14 protein-coding genes are annotated in these 16,357 nt (G+C 46.0%); 1 reads left to right on the forward strand and 13 read right to left on the reverse strand.

The features are described from left to right. Window positions 1-36 precede the first annotated feature (36 nt). On the forward strand, window positions 37-1,683 hold the full coding sequence (locus tag MHI25_RS18315) for a glycosyl hydrolase family 28-related protein (RefSeq protein ID WP_339187445.1): 1,647 nt from the start codon (window positions 37-39) through the stop codon (window positions 1,681-1,683). A gap of 6 nt (window positions 1,684-1,689) precedes the next feature. Here the strand turns inward: MHI25_RS18315 and MHI25_RS18320 are convergent, their stop codons facing one another. The 13 genes from MHI25_RS18320 to MHI25_RS18380 all read right to left on the reverse strand — a co-directional run bounded on the left by MHI25_RS18320 (window position 1,690) and on the right by MHI25_RS18380 (window position 15,301). Beyond that, entirely contained in the window at window positions 1,690-2,856 is a 1,167-nt protein-coding gene (locus MHI25_RS18320; RefSeq protein WP_076194882.1) for a DegT/DnrJ/EryC1/StrS family aminotransferase, read from the reverse strand. Beyond that, on the reverse strand, window positions 2,853-3,986 hold the full coding sequence (locus MHI25_RS18325; protein ID WP_076182393.1) for a GNAT family N-acetyltransferase: 1,134 nt from the start codon (window positions 3,984-3,986) through the stop codon (window positions 2,853-2,855). The genes MHI25_RS18320 and MHI25_RS18325 overlap by 4 nt, the downstream gene beginning before the upstream one ends. Further along, on the reverse strand, window positions 3,979-4,776 hold the full coding sequence (locus MHI25_RS18330; RefSeq protein WP_076214686.1) for a GNAT family N-acetyltransferase: 798 nt from the start codon (window positions 4,774-4,776) through the stop codon (window positions 3,979-3,981). Before MHI25_RS18330 ends, MHI25_RS18325 begins: the two co-directional genes overlap by 8 nt. Next, a complete protein-coding gene (locus tag MHI25_RS18335) occupies window positions 4,773-5,399 on the reverse strand; it encodes a sugar transferase (protein ID WP_076129746.1) in 627 nt (208 codons plus the stop codon). Before MHI25_RS18335 ends, MHI25_RS18330 begins: the two co-directional genes overlap by 4 nt. Before the next feature lie 24 nt (window positions 5,400-5,423). Further along, entirely contained in the window at window positions 5,424-6,518 is a 1,095-nt protein-coding gene (locus MHI25_RS18340) for an LCP family protein (protein WP_340393875.1), read from the reverse strand. Between the two features lie 27 nt (window positions 6,519-6,545). Beyond that, window positions 6,546-8,456, reverse strand: coding sequence for a nucleoside-diphosphate sugar epimerase/dehydratase (locus MHI25_RS18345; protein WP_076280229.1), 1,911 nt, complete (start codon window positions 8,454-8,456; stop codon window positions 6,546-6,548). A 66-nt stretch (window positions 8,457-8,522) separates the two neighbouring features. Then, complete coding sequence (locus MHI25_RS18350; RefSeq protein WP_340393877.1) at window positions 8,523-9,833, reverse strand: glycosyltransferase family 4 protein; 1,311 nt, start codon at window positions 9,831-9,833, stop codon at window positions 8,523-8,525. Continuing rightward, a complete protein-coding gene (locus tag MHI25_RS18355; RefSeq protein WP_340393878.1) occupies window positions 9,781-11,043 on the reverse strand; it encodes an O-antigen ligase family protein in 1,263 nt (420 codons plus the stop codon). Before MHI25_RS18355 ends, MHI25_RS18350 begins: the two co-directional genes overlap by 53 nt. Before the next feature lie 56 nt (window positions 11,044-11,099). After that, window positions 11,100-12,335, reverse strand: coding sequence for an oligosaccharide flippase family protein (locus MHI25_RS18360; protein WP_340393880.1), 1,236 nt, complete (start codon window positions 12,333-12,335; stop codon window positions 11,100-11,102). A 5-nt stretch (window positions 12,336-12,340) separates the two neighbouring features. Then, on the reverse strand, window positions 12,341-13,048 hold the full coding sequence (locus MHI25_RS18365; RefSeq protein ID WP_076129750.1) for a CpsD/CapB family tyrosine-protein kinase: 708 nt from the start codon (window positions 13,046-13,048) through the stop codon (window positions 12,341-12,343). Then, window positions 12,996-13,754: a Wzz/FepE/Etk N-terminal domain-containing protein gene (locus MHI25_RS18370; RefSeq protein ID WP_076194867.1), complete on the reverse strand. Its 759-nt coding sequence runs from the start codon at window positions 13,752-13,754 to the stop codon at window positions 12,996-12,998. Before MHI25_RS18370 ends, MHI25_RS18365 begins: the two co-directional genes overlap by 53 nt. Before the next feature lie 251 nt (window positions 13,755-14,005). Beyond that, window positions 14,006-14,968, reverse strand: a complete 963-nt coding sequence (locus tag MHI25_RS18375) for a permease prefix domain 1-containing protein (RefSeq protein ID WP_076129752.1) — start codon at window positions 14,966-14,968, stop codon at window positions 14,006-14,008. Window positions 14,969-14,974: 6 nt separating this feature from the next. Continuing rightward, window positions 14,975-15,301 (reverse strand): PadR family transcriptional regulator, encoded by a 327-nt coding sequence (locus tag MHI25_RS18380; protein ID WP_076129753.1) that lies wholly within the window; start codon window positions 15,299-15,301, stop codon window positions 14,975-14,977. Between the last annotated feature and the right edge of the window lie 1,056 nt (window positions 15,302-16,357).

A 16,357-nucleotide genomic window follows, 5' to 3' on the forward strand; every position in this document is an offset into this window, starting at 1 on the left:
TAAAATACAAAATCAAAGGATAAAGGAGTGAAGTATATGGCTACTGCCCCTATTCCAGACAGCTCGGTGACTACGTCCATCCTTTCTGATGGTGCGGTCACATCTATTAAATTAGACCCTGAGACTAACGGTTATGTGAACGTCCGATCGTACGGCGCTGTAGGAAACGGTATCAAGGACGATACAGTAGCGATTCAAAATGCTATCAATGCGGGAAACGCCAAAAACAAAGTAGTAATCTTTCCTCCAGGTGTATATAAGGTATCTTCGGGACGCATGCGTAACCCCTCCGTCCTCGACTGGTGGTGTCTTCGAATTCCGTCCAAAACGAATTTAAGCTTTGAAGCCGGCTCCAAACTTGTGCTTGCCCCGAACCCACCCTCAGACACTAGGGTTCTAGTAATCTTAAATGCCTCAAATATCACAATCGCGGGCACCCTTGAAATTGATGGAAGTGCATCGACTGTTAAAACAGCCGTCAACGATCAGCTTCACGGCTTGTTCATTTCTTCTTCGCAAAATATAACGATAGAGTCAGTGTACTCTCACGATTGCTATGGGGATAATATCTTCATTGGGGGGACAGAAGAAATCCCCTCCGTTAATGTGCACATCGGATATGCACGCTGTGAGACTGCTGGACGAAAGAACTTTGTGGTCCATTTTGTAGACCAGCTTCATGTCAACAGAGCGGTTCTGAATAATAGCCGCGGTGGCGCGCCTGGTTTTACTGGTGCTAACTCTCTCGATCTTGAACCCGATGTCTTTAAAGGAACGCGCAGCTTTTATCAGCGATTCGACTCCTTGACTACCATAGGTTTCGGTAACGACCTATCAGCTGGGCTTACAGATGCTATCGCTAGACTCTGGACACTCGACATCGGTTCACTAGATATGCGTGTAAGCGGATCGGTAAGTCCAGCCTTACTGTCCTATGGACTGACGCTGAAAATCAATCATTTGGCTATCCGTTCCACCGATCATAAAGCTAACTTCGGTCTACAGACGATCTATTCACAATTTATTGATATCGCTAGCGCCAAGTTCGATGGCATCGGGGGCCCTGCGATCTATGCAGCGTTTAATGCTGCCGGAGGTAAACCAAGATTGCATATCGGTTCGTTAGGAATGTACGGTTCGGGTTCCACCTTAGCAAGTGGTGTCCGAATCGACGGAGGAGATCTTTATGTGGGGACGATAGATGCACAGGATTTAACGGGCAATACCTTGCATTTATTCACAACGGAGTCTGACGCGATGGCTACTGTCGACAATATGATCGTCCGCAATAGCGGAACCAATCAGGTAGTGCTAGTCTCTTCTTACGGTGCAGCCAAACCGTCTCTGCGCCTCAATAATGTAGCGGTGTTTGATACCCGAGCAGTGAAGGTAAAGCGAATTCTAGAATTCGAAACACTAATCGGCATGCAAGGCACATCACTAGGAACCTTGTATAATCCATATTCGCTCCCTGAATGGTTCTCGACCTACGGTAACTTCAAACGGGCCATTCGCCTCACTGGCGGGGCAGTGTTGCCCGCGGTGTTCATAGTAGAGGGTTCGCCCGAGGGAGTCGTAACCGCCCCAGTTGGCAGTCTGGCCATGCGAACGGATGGCACGGCACAAGCCACTTTGTATGTGAAGGAAAGCGGATCAGCTGCCAGCGGATGGAAGGCTAAATAAGATGAATCAACGGTATTGGTTACATGTCTCTATCGCATAAACGACACGTTCCAAATCCTCATCCGATAAAGAGCTTCCAGAAGGCAGGCAGACACCTGTTGAAAATAATTTATCCGATACACTGTATTCCTCACTGTAAGGATAGTAGTAATTGCTCTCGAACAAGGGTTGTAAATGCAGCGGTTTCCATACAGGTCTAGCTTCGATATTGTGCTGTTCCAGACATGACAGGAGTTGTTGTGAAGAGAACCCCGCCACTTCTTCATCGATGGTCAGCGCACTCAACCAGTGCGTGCTGCGACAATTGCGCGCTTCCGGCATAAAATGAAGACCCGGTATGGAACCTAACCGTTCCCTATATCGCCGGCCAATAGATCTGCGACGCTCTACTCGCTCTTCAAGCAGTTCTAATTGACCGCGTCCTATGGCTGCCAACAGGTTGCTTAACCGATAGTTGTATCCCATTTCGGAATGTTGATAATGAGGGGCAGTGTCTCGGGCTTGCGTAGACCAGAAGCGCGCTTGATCTAAGGCTTCGGTATCGTCGGATACGAGCATGCCCCCACCTGACGTCGTAATAATCTTATTTCCGTTGAAAGAATAGATTCCGAATCGGCCCCAGGTTCCGCTGGCCTTGCCTTGATAGAAAGCACCTAGTGATTCGGCAGCATCTTCAATCAAGGTAATTCCATATCGGTCAGCTATTTCTACAATGGGCGCCATGTCTGCACTTTGTCCGTATAAATTGACGACAACAGCCGCTTTTGGCAGCAGTCCTTTGTCATTCAAAGCTTGGCAGGCCCGCTGAAAAGCTAGCGGACACATGTTCCAGGTCTCAGGCTCTGAATCGACAAATACGGGGGTGGCCCCCAAATATAAAATAGGATTGGCGCTAGCAACGAACGTGAGCGTAGAACAGATCACGTAATCTCCTTGTGTGACACCGGCTAGACGAAGTGCGAGATGAATCGCCGCCGTGCCAGAGCTTAACGCTAGTGCACCCTTTGATCCTGTGTAGGCGGCCATCTCCCGCTCGAACGCATCAACTTGCGGACCAATAGGAGCAATCCAACCAGAGTGTATCGCCTCCTCCATGTAGACCTGCTCACGTCCACTAATATGCGGCGGGGATAACAAGATTCGTGGCAGAATGCTCGTTTGACGAATGCTCATGCGAAGCTCCTTTCTCCATTTGGCCCGATTTCTTCAGATGGAATACATATCATATCGAGATCTGGATGCCGATAGAGCGGAAAGTAATTTCCTGATATTCTGGTGTCACAAAAGGATATGATCCGCTCATACAACTCTGGGAAAAAAATTCGTTTACCTAAGTAATAGTCAAGGGGTTCCAGTTGTGTCGCGAATCTATGCTTGAATTGAAATAAGTCGTCATTCCCCTTATATCCCCCGCCAAGATGAAAACATTCAAAGCCATTTTCCATCCCCCACTTGGCTGCTGCGTGTATTAGCAATTTGGTAGGTGACCACTGCAGATAGGCGCGATCCCAACCACATAGGTGATAATGCATCCACGGTCGTTCATGTAACACGATGCTGGTCGCCACCGTTTTCTCCCCATCCATAGCTTCGAATAGCTCTACTCTCCCCTCAAGTAGATGACTAGTATCTTCTATAAATTTTTTGGGAAAATAATAAAAAGAATCCGCCTGTAAATCGTTTAGTGTTCCGTAATACAATTCACTGAAGGACTCAATACGATCCTTCAGATTCGAGTTTCGAATCGTAAAGGGTGCGGACTTTAATTTATGAATATTCCGTTTATGATTGCTGCCATAATGCCGGATGAGCTCTGACTCCGAACCCACAGTCAAATCAATATAAATTGTATTCCTATTCCATTCGGTGGTCAGACCACTTTGATATTCCGTAGCGTTGCCAATTAAGGGATGAAATCTTACAAACTCGGTCATGATCTTTTTCTCTCTACAGTAATCCGTGAACGTTTCACTGAATTGCCGGTACAGCTCACTTCGTTCGGCTCCCGGAGGGAGATTCGATATCGGTCCCCCGTATCCATAGGGTGTACTAATGTCGTACCAATCGCCTTCAAGCCCCAGTTGGATTACGGCAGGAAGATGGCTTATGGAACGAAGTAAGTAAGGATAAACTATGAGCTGGTCTCCCTGCTTAAAAACAAACAGCTCTGCCTGCTGATGCTCTCCATCCTCAAACAGCCGAAAAAACGCTGAGGAGAAATAGATATCCTTCGTCTCTAGCTGGTTCAAATAGGCATCCCATTCCGCTGAACTAGAGCTGCCTAACACGATGAAGTTACTCATACAACACCTCTTGATTCTCCAATAGTTTGATCATACGTATACTTTCAGTGCTTAAGATTAGCCCGGGGTCTCGCTCACGCAAATAAGCATCTGAAGAAAGCAACAGCAGCCTTTTCTCCCGGTCTAAATCCATTAATACGTCTGTCAAAAGATTGCAGCCACTCCACCCTCCACTTTGCAGTTGGATACGATAATACTGTTCACCTAACCGGCCCACAACTGAAGTCTCTTCCTTCGTTCTAATCTTAAGAGAAGAGAATCCATACTTTTGATGATGTGCCTCTGCCATCGGATAATCATCTATGATGTACGCCAATGCTTCTCTATCCCTATCAATCGATGGAGCCAAATCTCTTACATACCAGTAAGTCCGGCCTTCCTCTGCAAAACCAAGCCGCAAATACCAAGCATGAGCTTGCTCATTCCACGAAAATACATCAAGTGCCAGCTTCGAAATGCCATCCTTTTGGGCTAATGTCTCCCCGTACGCCATAAGCTTGCCGCCGATGCCATCTTTTCGATAAGCTGCGTCCACATTCAAGTTATTCAGAACCAGCATCTGCTCCATTCTTCGCCATTCAGCGAATCCAATAAGAAGCTCTTCAGAATAGGCACCAATCAGCAGTGTTGCTGAATGGCTTCCGCATTTACATGCTGCTTTCAAATATTCGGGATAACCGCCACAGGCGAATATGGTTTGATTGTAGACCGACTCTGGCAAGTTGCTCTGTAAGAGCCGGCATGCAAGGTGAATATCATCTTCCTGAAGCGGACTAAACCGCAAATTCATGCCGACCCCTCCTTTTGGTTCATTCTGTACTCATCGAGCGGCAGACTATGCTCACCCGGATTGGCCACAACGTCATCTTGGCGGATCACCTTCAGCACAGTTTTGCATAAGATCAACGCATCTAATCTAAAGCTTAGCTTCTCAACATAGGTAACGTCATAGGAGAGCCGCTGTTTCCACTCCGAAGTATTACGTCCAGATACCTGCGCCAATCCCGTTATTCCGGGTCTTACAGTAAATCGCAGCCGCTCCCGTTCAGAGTAATGCGGGCTGTAACGGATGAGCAAAGGTCTTGGTCCGATCAGACTCATTTCTCCCTTCACAACATTTACTAATTGCGGGAGCTCATCCAGACTCAGCTTTCGAATCAATCCGCCGAATTTGATATAACGCCGAGCATCCGATAACGGCTGGCCCTGCGCATCATACATTTCAGCCATGGTTCGGAACTTGTAGATGTAGAAGGGTCTTTCTCCCATTCCCGGCCGCTGCTGCTTGAACAAAATAGGACTTCCCAGCTTTATCCGAAGCAGCAACGCCACCACAGCCATGACCGGACTAAACACACCTAACATAACGATCGCTCCCACCAAATCGAAGCCCCGCTTCATATGGCGATACATGGTAGTCTTTCCCCCGCCTTTCTCTTATTCCGTAAAAAGACGTTCTGTAAGTGACTTTACCTCTTCCGGATTTGCACTCCAATAATACACTTTGGTTCGGACGAGCGGATCTAGAGCAGAGCTGTTATGGCCAGGAATCTGTTCGTAAGCAAAATCCGCGGAATCCATTCCCTTGAATAGCCAAGCTAAGCTCATCAAATCACTGTCACTAAAACTCGTATCAATAATGTCTTTCTTTTCACGCAGTAGCAGTCCAGCTAGATCAGGAATATGCTCCGGACTTAATAGCTTTTTGGCTACAGCCCGAACGATATTGAATTGCTCCCGTTGGCGGCTAAAGTCACCCTCCGGAGTCGAGTAGCGCTCCCTTGCTAAATAAAGCGTGTGGGCACCATCCAGATGCTGCTCACCTTTCTTGATGGTGATCTCCGGAGTGATGGTCACATCCTGATCAATTAGCATATCGATCCCGCCGATCGAATCGATGAAATCACGAACACCGGAGAAGTTCGTCTTGATGTAGTAATGAATAGGAATATTCATAAAATCACTAACGGCTTGAATCAGTGTCAGCGTACCCTGCTGATTCCCACCCTTTGTTTCACCAACGATATGTGCATGATTGATCTTGGTATAACCGACATTCTGCACATAAACCCGCGTGTCCCGCGGCACAGATACGATATTCACCTTCCGTTGATCCGGCATCACATGGGCAACCATGATCGTATCTGCCCGCGAGCTTTCTCCCCCCCAAGTGTCTGTTCCAATTAGCACTACATTAAAGGATGAGCTTTTCTTATCTGCTGGGGATATCGCCGCAGTTGGAGTCTGTGTAGACGTTGTAAGGGTAAGCTCATCCGTTTGAGCTTGTGGGGCTGGTGTGCTGAGCGATTGCACCATCGCTTCATTGTCCGTAACCACATTAGAGCTAGGGATCGTCAAGGGGTTAAGAATCGCCTTATTAAAACGATGCTCTGGATTCAATATCCCTCCAATCCAGATCCCCCCAACTACAACCACAACAAGAATAACAATCAGGCTGTATCGTCCCACCCGCCGCATGCATGAACGTTTACCTGTAATTGCCTTGTCGCGCTTGCCCCATAATCTTGTCATCCATGAATGCTTAGTCGACTTCATAGGTCAGATTCCCGCATGAACTTCGGATTTAATGCGTTCAAGATCATGTGTGCCCACCTGCGGTTCTTCCTGAAAACCCGAATAGCTTGGAATTAGCTGCTTTAGCAGTTTTTTGATCTGATGACTGCTTGGCATCAGTTCATACCGTTTGCACAGGTTCTCCAGAACCCCCAACACCAAATTCAGTTCAGATCTGGAGACACTTTGCGGGCGGCTAATCATAATACGGTAGTTGTTAGTGACCAATAACCCTTCTTCTTCAGTCAAAAGCTCCTCAAACAATTTTTCTCCAGGACGAATGCCAGTGACCACAATGGGAATATCTTTGTCAGGCTCGAGACCCGACAAGCGGATTAAATCCCTCGCTAGATCGTATATACGAACTGGCTTACCCATATCCAGCACAAACACTTCTCCCCCTTGTGCCAGCACACTTGCTTGAATAACCAACTGTACCGCTTCGGGTATCGTCATGAAGTAACGCACCATATCCATATGTGTAACCGTCACCGGGCCGCCGTTTTCGATTTGTCTTTTGAATAACGGAATGACACTGCCCCGACTGCCCAGCACATTACCAAAACGTACAGCGGCAAAAACCGTCTTACTTAAGGAATTCTGATCATTAATGATCATTTCCGCAGCTCGTTTCGTGGCCCCCATAACACTGGTAGGATTAACCGCCTTATCCGATGAGATGAGGATGAACCGTTTAGCGCCATATTTAGCACTCGCTTCCGCTACATTCCTTGTGCCGATCACATTATTTTTAACTGCCTCTACTGGATTCATCTCCATAAGAGGAACATGCTTGTGAGCAGCGGCATGATACACAATGGAGGGGCGGAACTTTTGAAAAACGTTATCGATCCGCGATACATCCTGAATGTCCGCTATAATGGGATGAATGATCTGATCGGGATATAACTGCCGCAACTCTTGTTCAATAAGATAAATGCTATTTTCTCCATGCCCCAAAAGCAGCATTTCCTTCGGACGATACGCAGCCAATTGCCGGCATAATTCCGAACCAATTGAACCGCCTGCACCCGTGATGAGAATACACTCGCTTCCCAGATTCTCACGAATCTCTTCCGTATTAATTTCTACGGGGCTTCTCCCCAGCAAATCATTTACGGATACTTCACGGATCATGTTAATGGCCATTTTCCCGTCCAAAATATCGGTCATACTAGGCATTAACTTGATCTGAGCTTTGGTAGATTTGCAGATTTCGATGATCTCCAGTAATTCCTTTTGAGGAGCCGTAGGCAAAGCGATGATAATGAACGAAATGTCCAGCTCCTCGACTGCCTGGGGAATGAAGTTACGGTTACCGACTATCGGCAACCCCATAAGCTCCAGCTTGCGCTTTGAGATATCATCATCTATGAAGGCAACTGGGTTCATGAATTTAAATCTTGAATGCTTGATATCTTTGGTAACGAGGATGCCTGCTTTTCCCGCCCCAACAATTAGCAGATTGCCTTCGGATGAACCCTTTGTTCCCAGTGTTTCGAATCTATCGTTGATGAGGCGGTTAACTAAACGTAAGCCGGCAATGCCGAGAAATACGTAACCCGCTGCAAAATAAATCGAAATCGGCAATCGATAGGAAGGGACGAATACATGCGCAGATACATTGACAGCGACCACTCCGCAGAGTGTTAAAGCACTCACTTTTAGCAGCTGCAATAACTCACCTATACCGGTGTATCGCCAAATATTGTTATACACCTTGAATCCAAATGAGAACGCTGCGTACACCATAATGTGAATGAGTATCGCCCACGGAAGCATCCACATGTACTGCTCAGGGATTTGAAAATCAAACCGAAGTAAAAACACAAGCCACACTGAAGCCGCTATAATTCCCGCATCCAACATGACTAAACGTACGATCCGCATTTTCATCACTTCTTTCTCCCTAATTAACTAATTATTCGTTTATTCGTTTGTTGTCGTATATGTGAGAATGAATTATCTATCTGCTGTCAGACCCGTTTGTAATTCAGACGGAAATGGCTTTATCCCTGGTTCTTTCAGCGCTTCTATATAAATCGAGTCCATTTCACGAAGCACCGCTGGCAATCCATAGCGAATAATCCTGTCCTTGTTCGCCTTACCCATTGCTGCGGTCAAAGCTGCGTCCGCTCTCAGTTGAACCAGTGCTTTTGCCGTAGCGGCAATATCATCTACTGGAACCAACATGCCCGTTGACTCATGCTCAATCAAATCGCGAATGCCCCGAATATGTGTGCCGATCACGGGTTTGCCTGCTGCCATCGCCTCCATAATCGCCCGGGGTAACCCCTCACGATAGGACACGAGTGCCGCAACATCACACGCTTGTAGCAAATCCGGTATATCTCTTCGAAACCCCAGAAAATGTACCTGTTCCCTAACCCCTAACCGTGTAGCAAGTTCTATAAAGGTTTGCTCGAAAGGACCTGTACCTGCGAATGCTAGATGAATATCGCTTGCTTGATCACCCAAATGATGTAGTGCTTCGATCAACTGTTTTTGGTTCTTGTTAGCATTTAACTCAGCGACGCAGAGAACAACGAATGAAGGATTATCATTGTCACTCTTAGGTAAATCAAATAGCTGGTAACGACTTTCCCCCATCATTTTTGCAATTTCATTATCCCCCTCACCGCTACCGTATACCTGAAGATCAAGCCCGACTCCGCTCACATAAGTTACTTTTTTTCGGACAGGGAATTTCTGAGCACGCTCATAATCTTCACTATTAATGGTGATCAGTACATCCGTCCAACGTGCCATCAAATACTCCAACGGATAATAAAGCATCCAGTTCAGAAAAGGAGCACCTTTAAAAAAATGAAAACCATGAGCTGTATACAATACGCTAGGGACACCTGCTCTATGGGCTGCAATCCGTCCGAGAATCGAAGCCACTGGTGTATGTACATGGACGAACTGAAATTTTTCCGCTTGGAAGCTTTTCGTTAAGATCCGCAGAGCCGTCCAATTCTTCAACTGTAAAGGACTTCGTTGTATAGGTACGTCGTGACATACAATTCCCCGCTGTTCCAAGCGCTGTCTGGCTTCGCCCGGCTGAGCGTAAGCATGGACTTCACACCCTTTTTGCAGCAATAACACCATGTAAGGTAAATGAAAACTCTCGAAATGCCCATATATGGAGGCTACAAAAGCAACCTTTGCTTGTAAGCCACCCTCAGCTGGAATACTCCCGATGTCCTTACTTGAGCTTTTATTGAGGTTGCTCTGCTCGTTGTCGAAGCTTGCGCCCAGTTGACCGTTCAACGTGTTGGGTTCGATAGGGCATCTCTCCTTTCAGGTTTTTGTCTGTTAACCGGATGCAAGCTCCGTTCATCGCCATCATGAACCACCAATACCGCTGGAATAACGCCTCAATACCCATCGATAACCCAATCATCGCCGCATGGGACAACAGCAATGCCATAATAATTGGCCTATGAATGGAATCTGCTGCACGATAAGAACGGATACCCACAATGAAGAACCAAATCATAAATCCTCCATATACAATCAAGCCCAATAAGCCGAATTCAGTCAAAAACCATATTGGCGTGTTGTGGATAATAATGCGCAGTTCGTAATTATAGGAACCAAGCCCAATGCCTAATAATGGACTTTGTGCGATCCAATCCACCGCTTTGTCAATGATGTCAAGACGCGACTGGATCTGGGAAGGTCTGCTGGACATAGACTCCAGCACATTTAGATAAGCGGTGCCTTTATACAGCAGCAGAGCTATAAAAGCCACACCAAACCCCATACCGATCTTGATCAGTCTGGAAGGTTTGGTAATCAAAAGTGTAAGTAATACAAGGAAGAGACCAATCCAAGACGAGCGCGAGAAAGTCATCATAATGCCCCCGGCTAAGCTTATCGTCGCTAGTATGCTGACCCATCCCCGCAGCAGCTTTATCTTCTCCCCACTCGTCATGATATGAATGGCAAAAGCCGTCACCAGCAATCCCCCGTATGCATTGGGATCAATTAACATGCCGGACAACCGCCCGTCTTGCACCATAAACGGAACCTTTACTCCGCTGAAAAAAGCGAATAGGGCAACACCATTTAAGAGCAGCACACTGATCAGGAAAAATCGGAGCATCTTATATAACCGTTCCCAGCTATCTACGGCTTGCACAAGCATGATGTAGGTCAACAATAGGAGTATGAATCCAATATCTTTTTGCAGTAAGGCGTATTGGGTTATGAAGCCGTTGCGCCAAATGGATACAAAGGAAGCTAGAACAAAAATGAACAACATGCCCCAATGCCATGAACTGAATATCCTCCGGTCCAATTTGAGATGGAATCCAGCGGCAAACAAACCTAACATTAAGAAGAGATCCGACGGGGCGATACGGAAGGCTCCACCAAAATCAAACTGTGCCGGAAGGCATATGATATACCCCATGACCGCAAACAGAAATAAATTATGCATGGTGTAGGGCTTCCCTACAACAGATACAGATGTCATACAAGTTCCTACTTTCCTACTTTCCTACTTTCCTACTTTCCTATAAAACAAAGAACTTATGCTGCCGCTTCCGACTGTTCCCGATTTCTTACCTTTCCGATGACACGATACAGCACAACTACACTGCCAATCATCTGTACAAATAACGACGAACTAGCTCCCATCGCAGCACCTACTACCCCGTAATGAGGTACGAAGATCAGACAACATAAGCCATTAGTGAATGCTGTGCATAGAAACAATGGAATCTGGGCTTTGTACCTTCCGGTAGCCGTTATGGCGTACCACAGGTAGGATGAAATAAATACCAGCATGGTGGACGCCAGCAGCCATTGAAACAACCCTAACTCTCCTGCCACGTCTGAACTGAATAATAAGGTTAACAGCTTGTGTCCAAACAACCACCCTATCAAACAAGCGACCGAACTAAAACCCAAACCCATCGCTATCATTCGGCTGAGTAAAGTGACAAACTCCTTGTGTCTCCCGGCTGAATGCCACCTGGCAAGACGTGGTGTTATGGCTTCACCAAGTGCGGTGACGACAACATTACAGGCAACAATCATATATGAGAGTGAAGCATAAATACCTAAGTCATGCTCCCCTTTAAAATAGGAAATCGCGTATAATGGGATATTCGTATTTAACGACATCAACGCCAACACCACGCCTAGCGGTGAACTGACGATCAGTAAACTCCATAGGCTTCTTTTGTTGAAGAGTGGCCTGAGAGAAGTGTATATTCTCGCTTTACGAGCATCATATCCAATCGTTATCGCTAACCATCCGATAATCATGACTAACAAGGCAAGAATAAGGCTCTGTGTAGGGATAAATACGAGGATGAAGATTAGAATGGAGAATAACCCTTTTGCCATTCTGGAGATTGAGATTTGATCTAATCTCTCCTCCTTTTGAACGATGCCTAATAAAATATCACTGATTGATTCAACGATTCTATACAGACCGATGAAGAAAATAACCAATGCTGTATTCCAATCCAAACCACTCATTATGCAAAAACCTGCGGTAATCGTAAACGCAAGGGCGGTTGTTATCAGCCGTAAGCCCAGAAAGTCTCCAAAACTGTATTTCCCCGATGAATCAACGATTAATACGGAACGAAGATGTAGATGCGACAGCATAAAGATCGGAGCAGTAACTGCAAGCCCTAGCGAATATTGCCCCACGATTGCCGATGACCCGAATTTATTCAGCAGGATCACAATCACAAACTGAGCACCAGCGTAAGTGATATTCCCGAGCAAATAACGAAGAGAAGCAAATGACATAGACGTCAGACCATTCCTGAAGAAGAGGCCCACTCGGCAAAATCTTCACCGCGAATCTTGGAACGCCTGCTCTTTTTCCGATAATTCAATACGGCTCCCAGCAAATGTGCTCCCTGCTGCTCTAGCAAGTGCTTGGCAGAACTCGTGTGCTTTAAGAGTACTTTTCCGGATTTCACAACTAGCAATACCCCCTCAGTCATCGTTGCCAAAATAAGGGCATCCGAAAATGGCATTAATACAGAGGATGAGTCGATGACAATCGTATCAAAACGCACGCTCAGCTCTGTAAATAATCGCTTCATTCCTTCAGAGCCTAGTAATTCAGCGGGATTTGGTGAAATCGGACCAGAGGTCAATACAGACAAACCTTCTGCTTCCTCAATAGAAATAATGCAATCCTCTAAGCGGGTATGATCCACTAAGATACTGCTAAGCCCGATCCAATTAGGCAGATCAAATGCCTTATGCACCGTTGGCGTACGTAGATCCCCATCAATGAGTAGAACTGTCTTACCAGCTTCTGCCATGGCAATCGCCAGGTTTATCGCTACCGTTGATTTCCCTTCATCCGGAAGCGAGCTTGTGACTAATAAAGAGCGGATCTCTCCACCAACGCGGGTATAACGAATATTGGAGCGTATGCTTCGGAATTGATCTCCGTTAGATGACTTCGGTTGTTCCAGGCAATATAATTTTGGCGTTTTCTTCTTCATAACTTGTGGCTCCTTCTGCTGATTTGGTTTTCGCTTTATTCCGCCGTTTACGTGGCTTCAATTTGCCCACGGTTCCCAGAAGCGGAAGCTGCAAATCAAGCTGAATATCTTTGGCACTTCTCACGGGTTTCTCCATCATTTCCCGGAGGATAGAGATTGCGATCCCGGTAATCAGCGCCAATCCGAAGGCAACAGCCATATTGAAGACCGGCTTAGGTGAGACAGGATCAGAAGGAACCTTGGCACGGTCGAGAAATACAACATTCTCCACTCCCATAATCGATTGAATATTCGCATTAAAGGCTTCTCCGAAGCCATTCGCGATATCTGTTGCCCGTTGAGCTTTTGAATTGGTCACAATTACCGTTGTTACGAGTGATTCACTATTGGTTCTTGTCTTCACATTTTTGAGTAACTCTTCCGCTGTCATTTTTAGCTGCAGCTTTCTGACAACCTCTTCCGCTATCCTGCTGCTTCGAATGATCTCCCCGTAAGTGGTTACCAGTTTTTGTCCGGCCATAATGTCATTAATTGCTTTCTGCTGCCTGTCTCCTTGAATAAGTATAGAAGCTGTCGCCTCGTATTTCGGCTGTAAAACATAATAGCTAACACTACCAGCGAGCCCGACTGCAGCGATACATAATACAATAATGAACAGCAGCCTACGTTTTACTAGTTTCAAAATGCTGCCCAGTTCGAATTCCATCGATCATTTCTCCTAACTAGTTAATGTATTGTCGCCTCTTTAACAAGATTATTGTTGTATATTCATATTCTCTTTCTCTCAACATATGTCCAAGTCCGTACTTAAAATTTAAATGTCAAACTATTAAAGGGCTCATTTAGCTCACCTGTTAAAATCCAACAAAAAAAGGCATTCTTCCAGCAAAATCAACTGGTAGAATACCTTACATATAATCTATCTAGTTCAGGAATGTACAAGTGCAGTTAACACCATCAGGAGATATCTTTACGTTTCAGAACATGATGAACATTGCTTAACATGCCGGATAGAACTCCAGCAATTGGGAATACTGCCCAATTGACGTCCCAGCGCCCATAGACAAAACCCGTGAACAGAAAAATCGCCGTCGCCAAAGGCCATAATACAGCCCCAACAACTCCAACAAATCGGTTCTCTTCCTGCTTCTCTGCAGTGATATTCGGCTCCTCCAGCAACTTCGTATAAGTACCCTGGATATTCCCGTAATAGATGAACAAAAACACCGCCACAGCTGCAATAAACAGAAAAGCAGCGACTCCATAGGGAGCATAGTCATCGTTGACATAGCTAGTGGTAAAGATAAAAGCCGGCGACAGCACGCATAGGCAGACTCCTGTAATCAGAGAAAGACGGTAAGTCGGAGCATAAAGACTTTGGCTGCGTTGAAGCGCCATTTTTAGAGCATAAGGCAGCTGAAAGCCTTGCTCCAGACTCTTAAAGCGATCCAGCTTCATTCCGCTGTGTATAAACATCCCGACCGCGATAGCGACCAGCACGAACATTCCGACCAGCCCCAGCATCGAACCTTTATCACTCATAACAGCCTTATTTTCAAATATTGTATCCAGGGTGATCAAAAACGCCACTCCGCATGCGCAGAGAAAAACGCCGATCCCCGTCCATAATCCAGCGCTTCGTCTGGCCGCCGCATAAGCGTAAACCTCTTCTTCCGTCAGCACCGGAATAGCCTGTTCTGGCGCAACTGGATCGATGCCAAGCTCCGCTGTCAGCTCTTCAATATTGCCGAATTCCGATATGACGATACCAATCGCCTCATTCTCCGACTTGCCAGCAAGCTTCAGCTCCAGGTACTTCTCCTCCATCCCTGATAGCAGCTCTTGCTTCAGATGTTCCAGTTCCGGAGTCTTTGGCAGACCCGCAAACATATTATCCAGATATACTATGATCGTCTCCATGCTCTATCACCACTCCTTGATAAATTGGTTTACAACTTGCTGTGTAACCTTCCATTCCTCACATTTTTCTCGGTAATAGGCGAGACCCAAAGGGGTAATCCGGTAATACGTACGCCGCTTGCCAAGACTCTCATCCAGATAAAAGGATTCTATGTACCCGTTTTTCTCCAGTCGGGTGAAGGCAGAATATAATGTTGTCTCTTTCATAACATATTTCTCCTGTGTTAACTGCCTGATATTTTTGGAAATCTCGTACCCGTAAGATTCCCCGTCCAGCAGCATGTAGAGGATCATCGTATCATTGTAGCCGCGTATAACATCACTGCTGATCAAAAATATCCCCCCATGATTACTTCATCTGTCGTAGTAGTTGCAGTATAACATAATTACTACGACAGATGAAGTAGTTAATGGAAAAATAGGCTAACATAATTTGAGGACCGAACCTTCCTTGATTAAATCACAATTGCTGTCTGCGCATGACGTAGCTTCCAATATGAGGTTAGGTATACGAAGGTGCAGGCCAGTAGTGTTTGCGGGGACGATGGTGTTTACTAGTAGGCTGTTTGCGAGGGCGGGGTGTTTACTAGTAGGCTGTTTGCATAGACGGTGACGTTTACCTACTCTTAGTTTGGCGGATGAGGTACTATCGGACTCAGTTGGCGTTATTCGAGGCATTTTACTACTTTTCAGGTTCTATCGGACCCCAATGCACCTATTGGCGCACAAAACATCATATTTAGGGCCCTTTCTAGGGAATAGCTGCACTGGAGTCCGAAACTACGCTAGAACTGCGAAAAACATACTAATAACGTCATTGGGGTCCGTTAGACTTGCTTGCCCCATTATCTATTGAAGCAACAAACCAACGCTGGTTTGTTTTCCTTTTTATTGAACCTTAATACATTAGTTAGTTAATTACCCTGGACGAGATACTATCGGACTCAGTTGACCTTATTCGCAGAAATTCCCCATTTTGCTGATCCTATCGGACTCCAATGCACCTATTGGCGCACAAAACATCATATTTAGGGCCCTTTCTAGGGAATAGCTGCACTGGAGTCCGAAACTACGCTAGAACTGCGAAAAACATACTAATAGTGTCATTGGGGTCCGTTAGCCTTACTTGCCCCATTATCTATTGAAGCAACAAACCAACGCTGGTTTGTTTTCCTTTTTATTGAACCTTAATACAATAAGGTTGACTGCAAGAACATAGGTGTTTACTTCCCCTTACTTTGCCGGACGAGCTACTATCGGACTCAGTTGACCTTATTCGCAGAAATTCCCCATTTTGCTGATCCTATCGGACCCCAATGCACCTATTGGCGCACAAAACATCATATTTAGGGCCCTTTCTAGGGAATAGCTGCACTGGAGTCCGAAACT

Source organism: Paenibacillus sp. FSL E2-0177, from assembly GCF_037992975.1.
Taxonomy (GTDB): domain Bacteria; phylum Bacillota; class Bacilli; order Paenibacillales; family Paenibacillaceae; genus Paenibacillus_AQ; species Paenibacillus_AQ odorifer.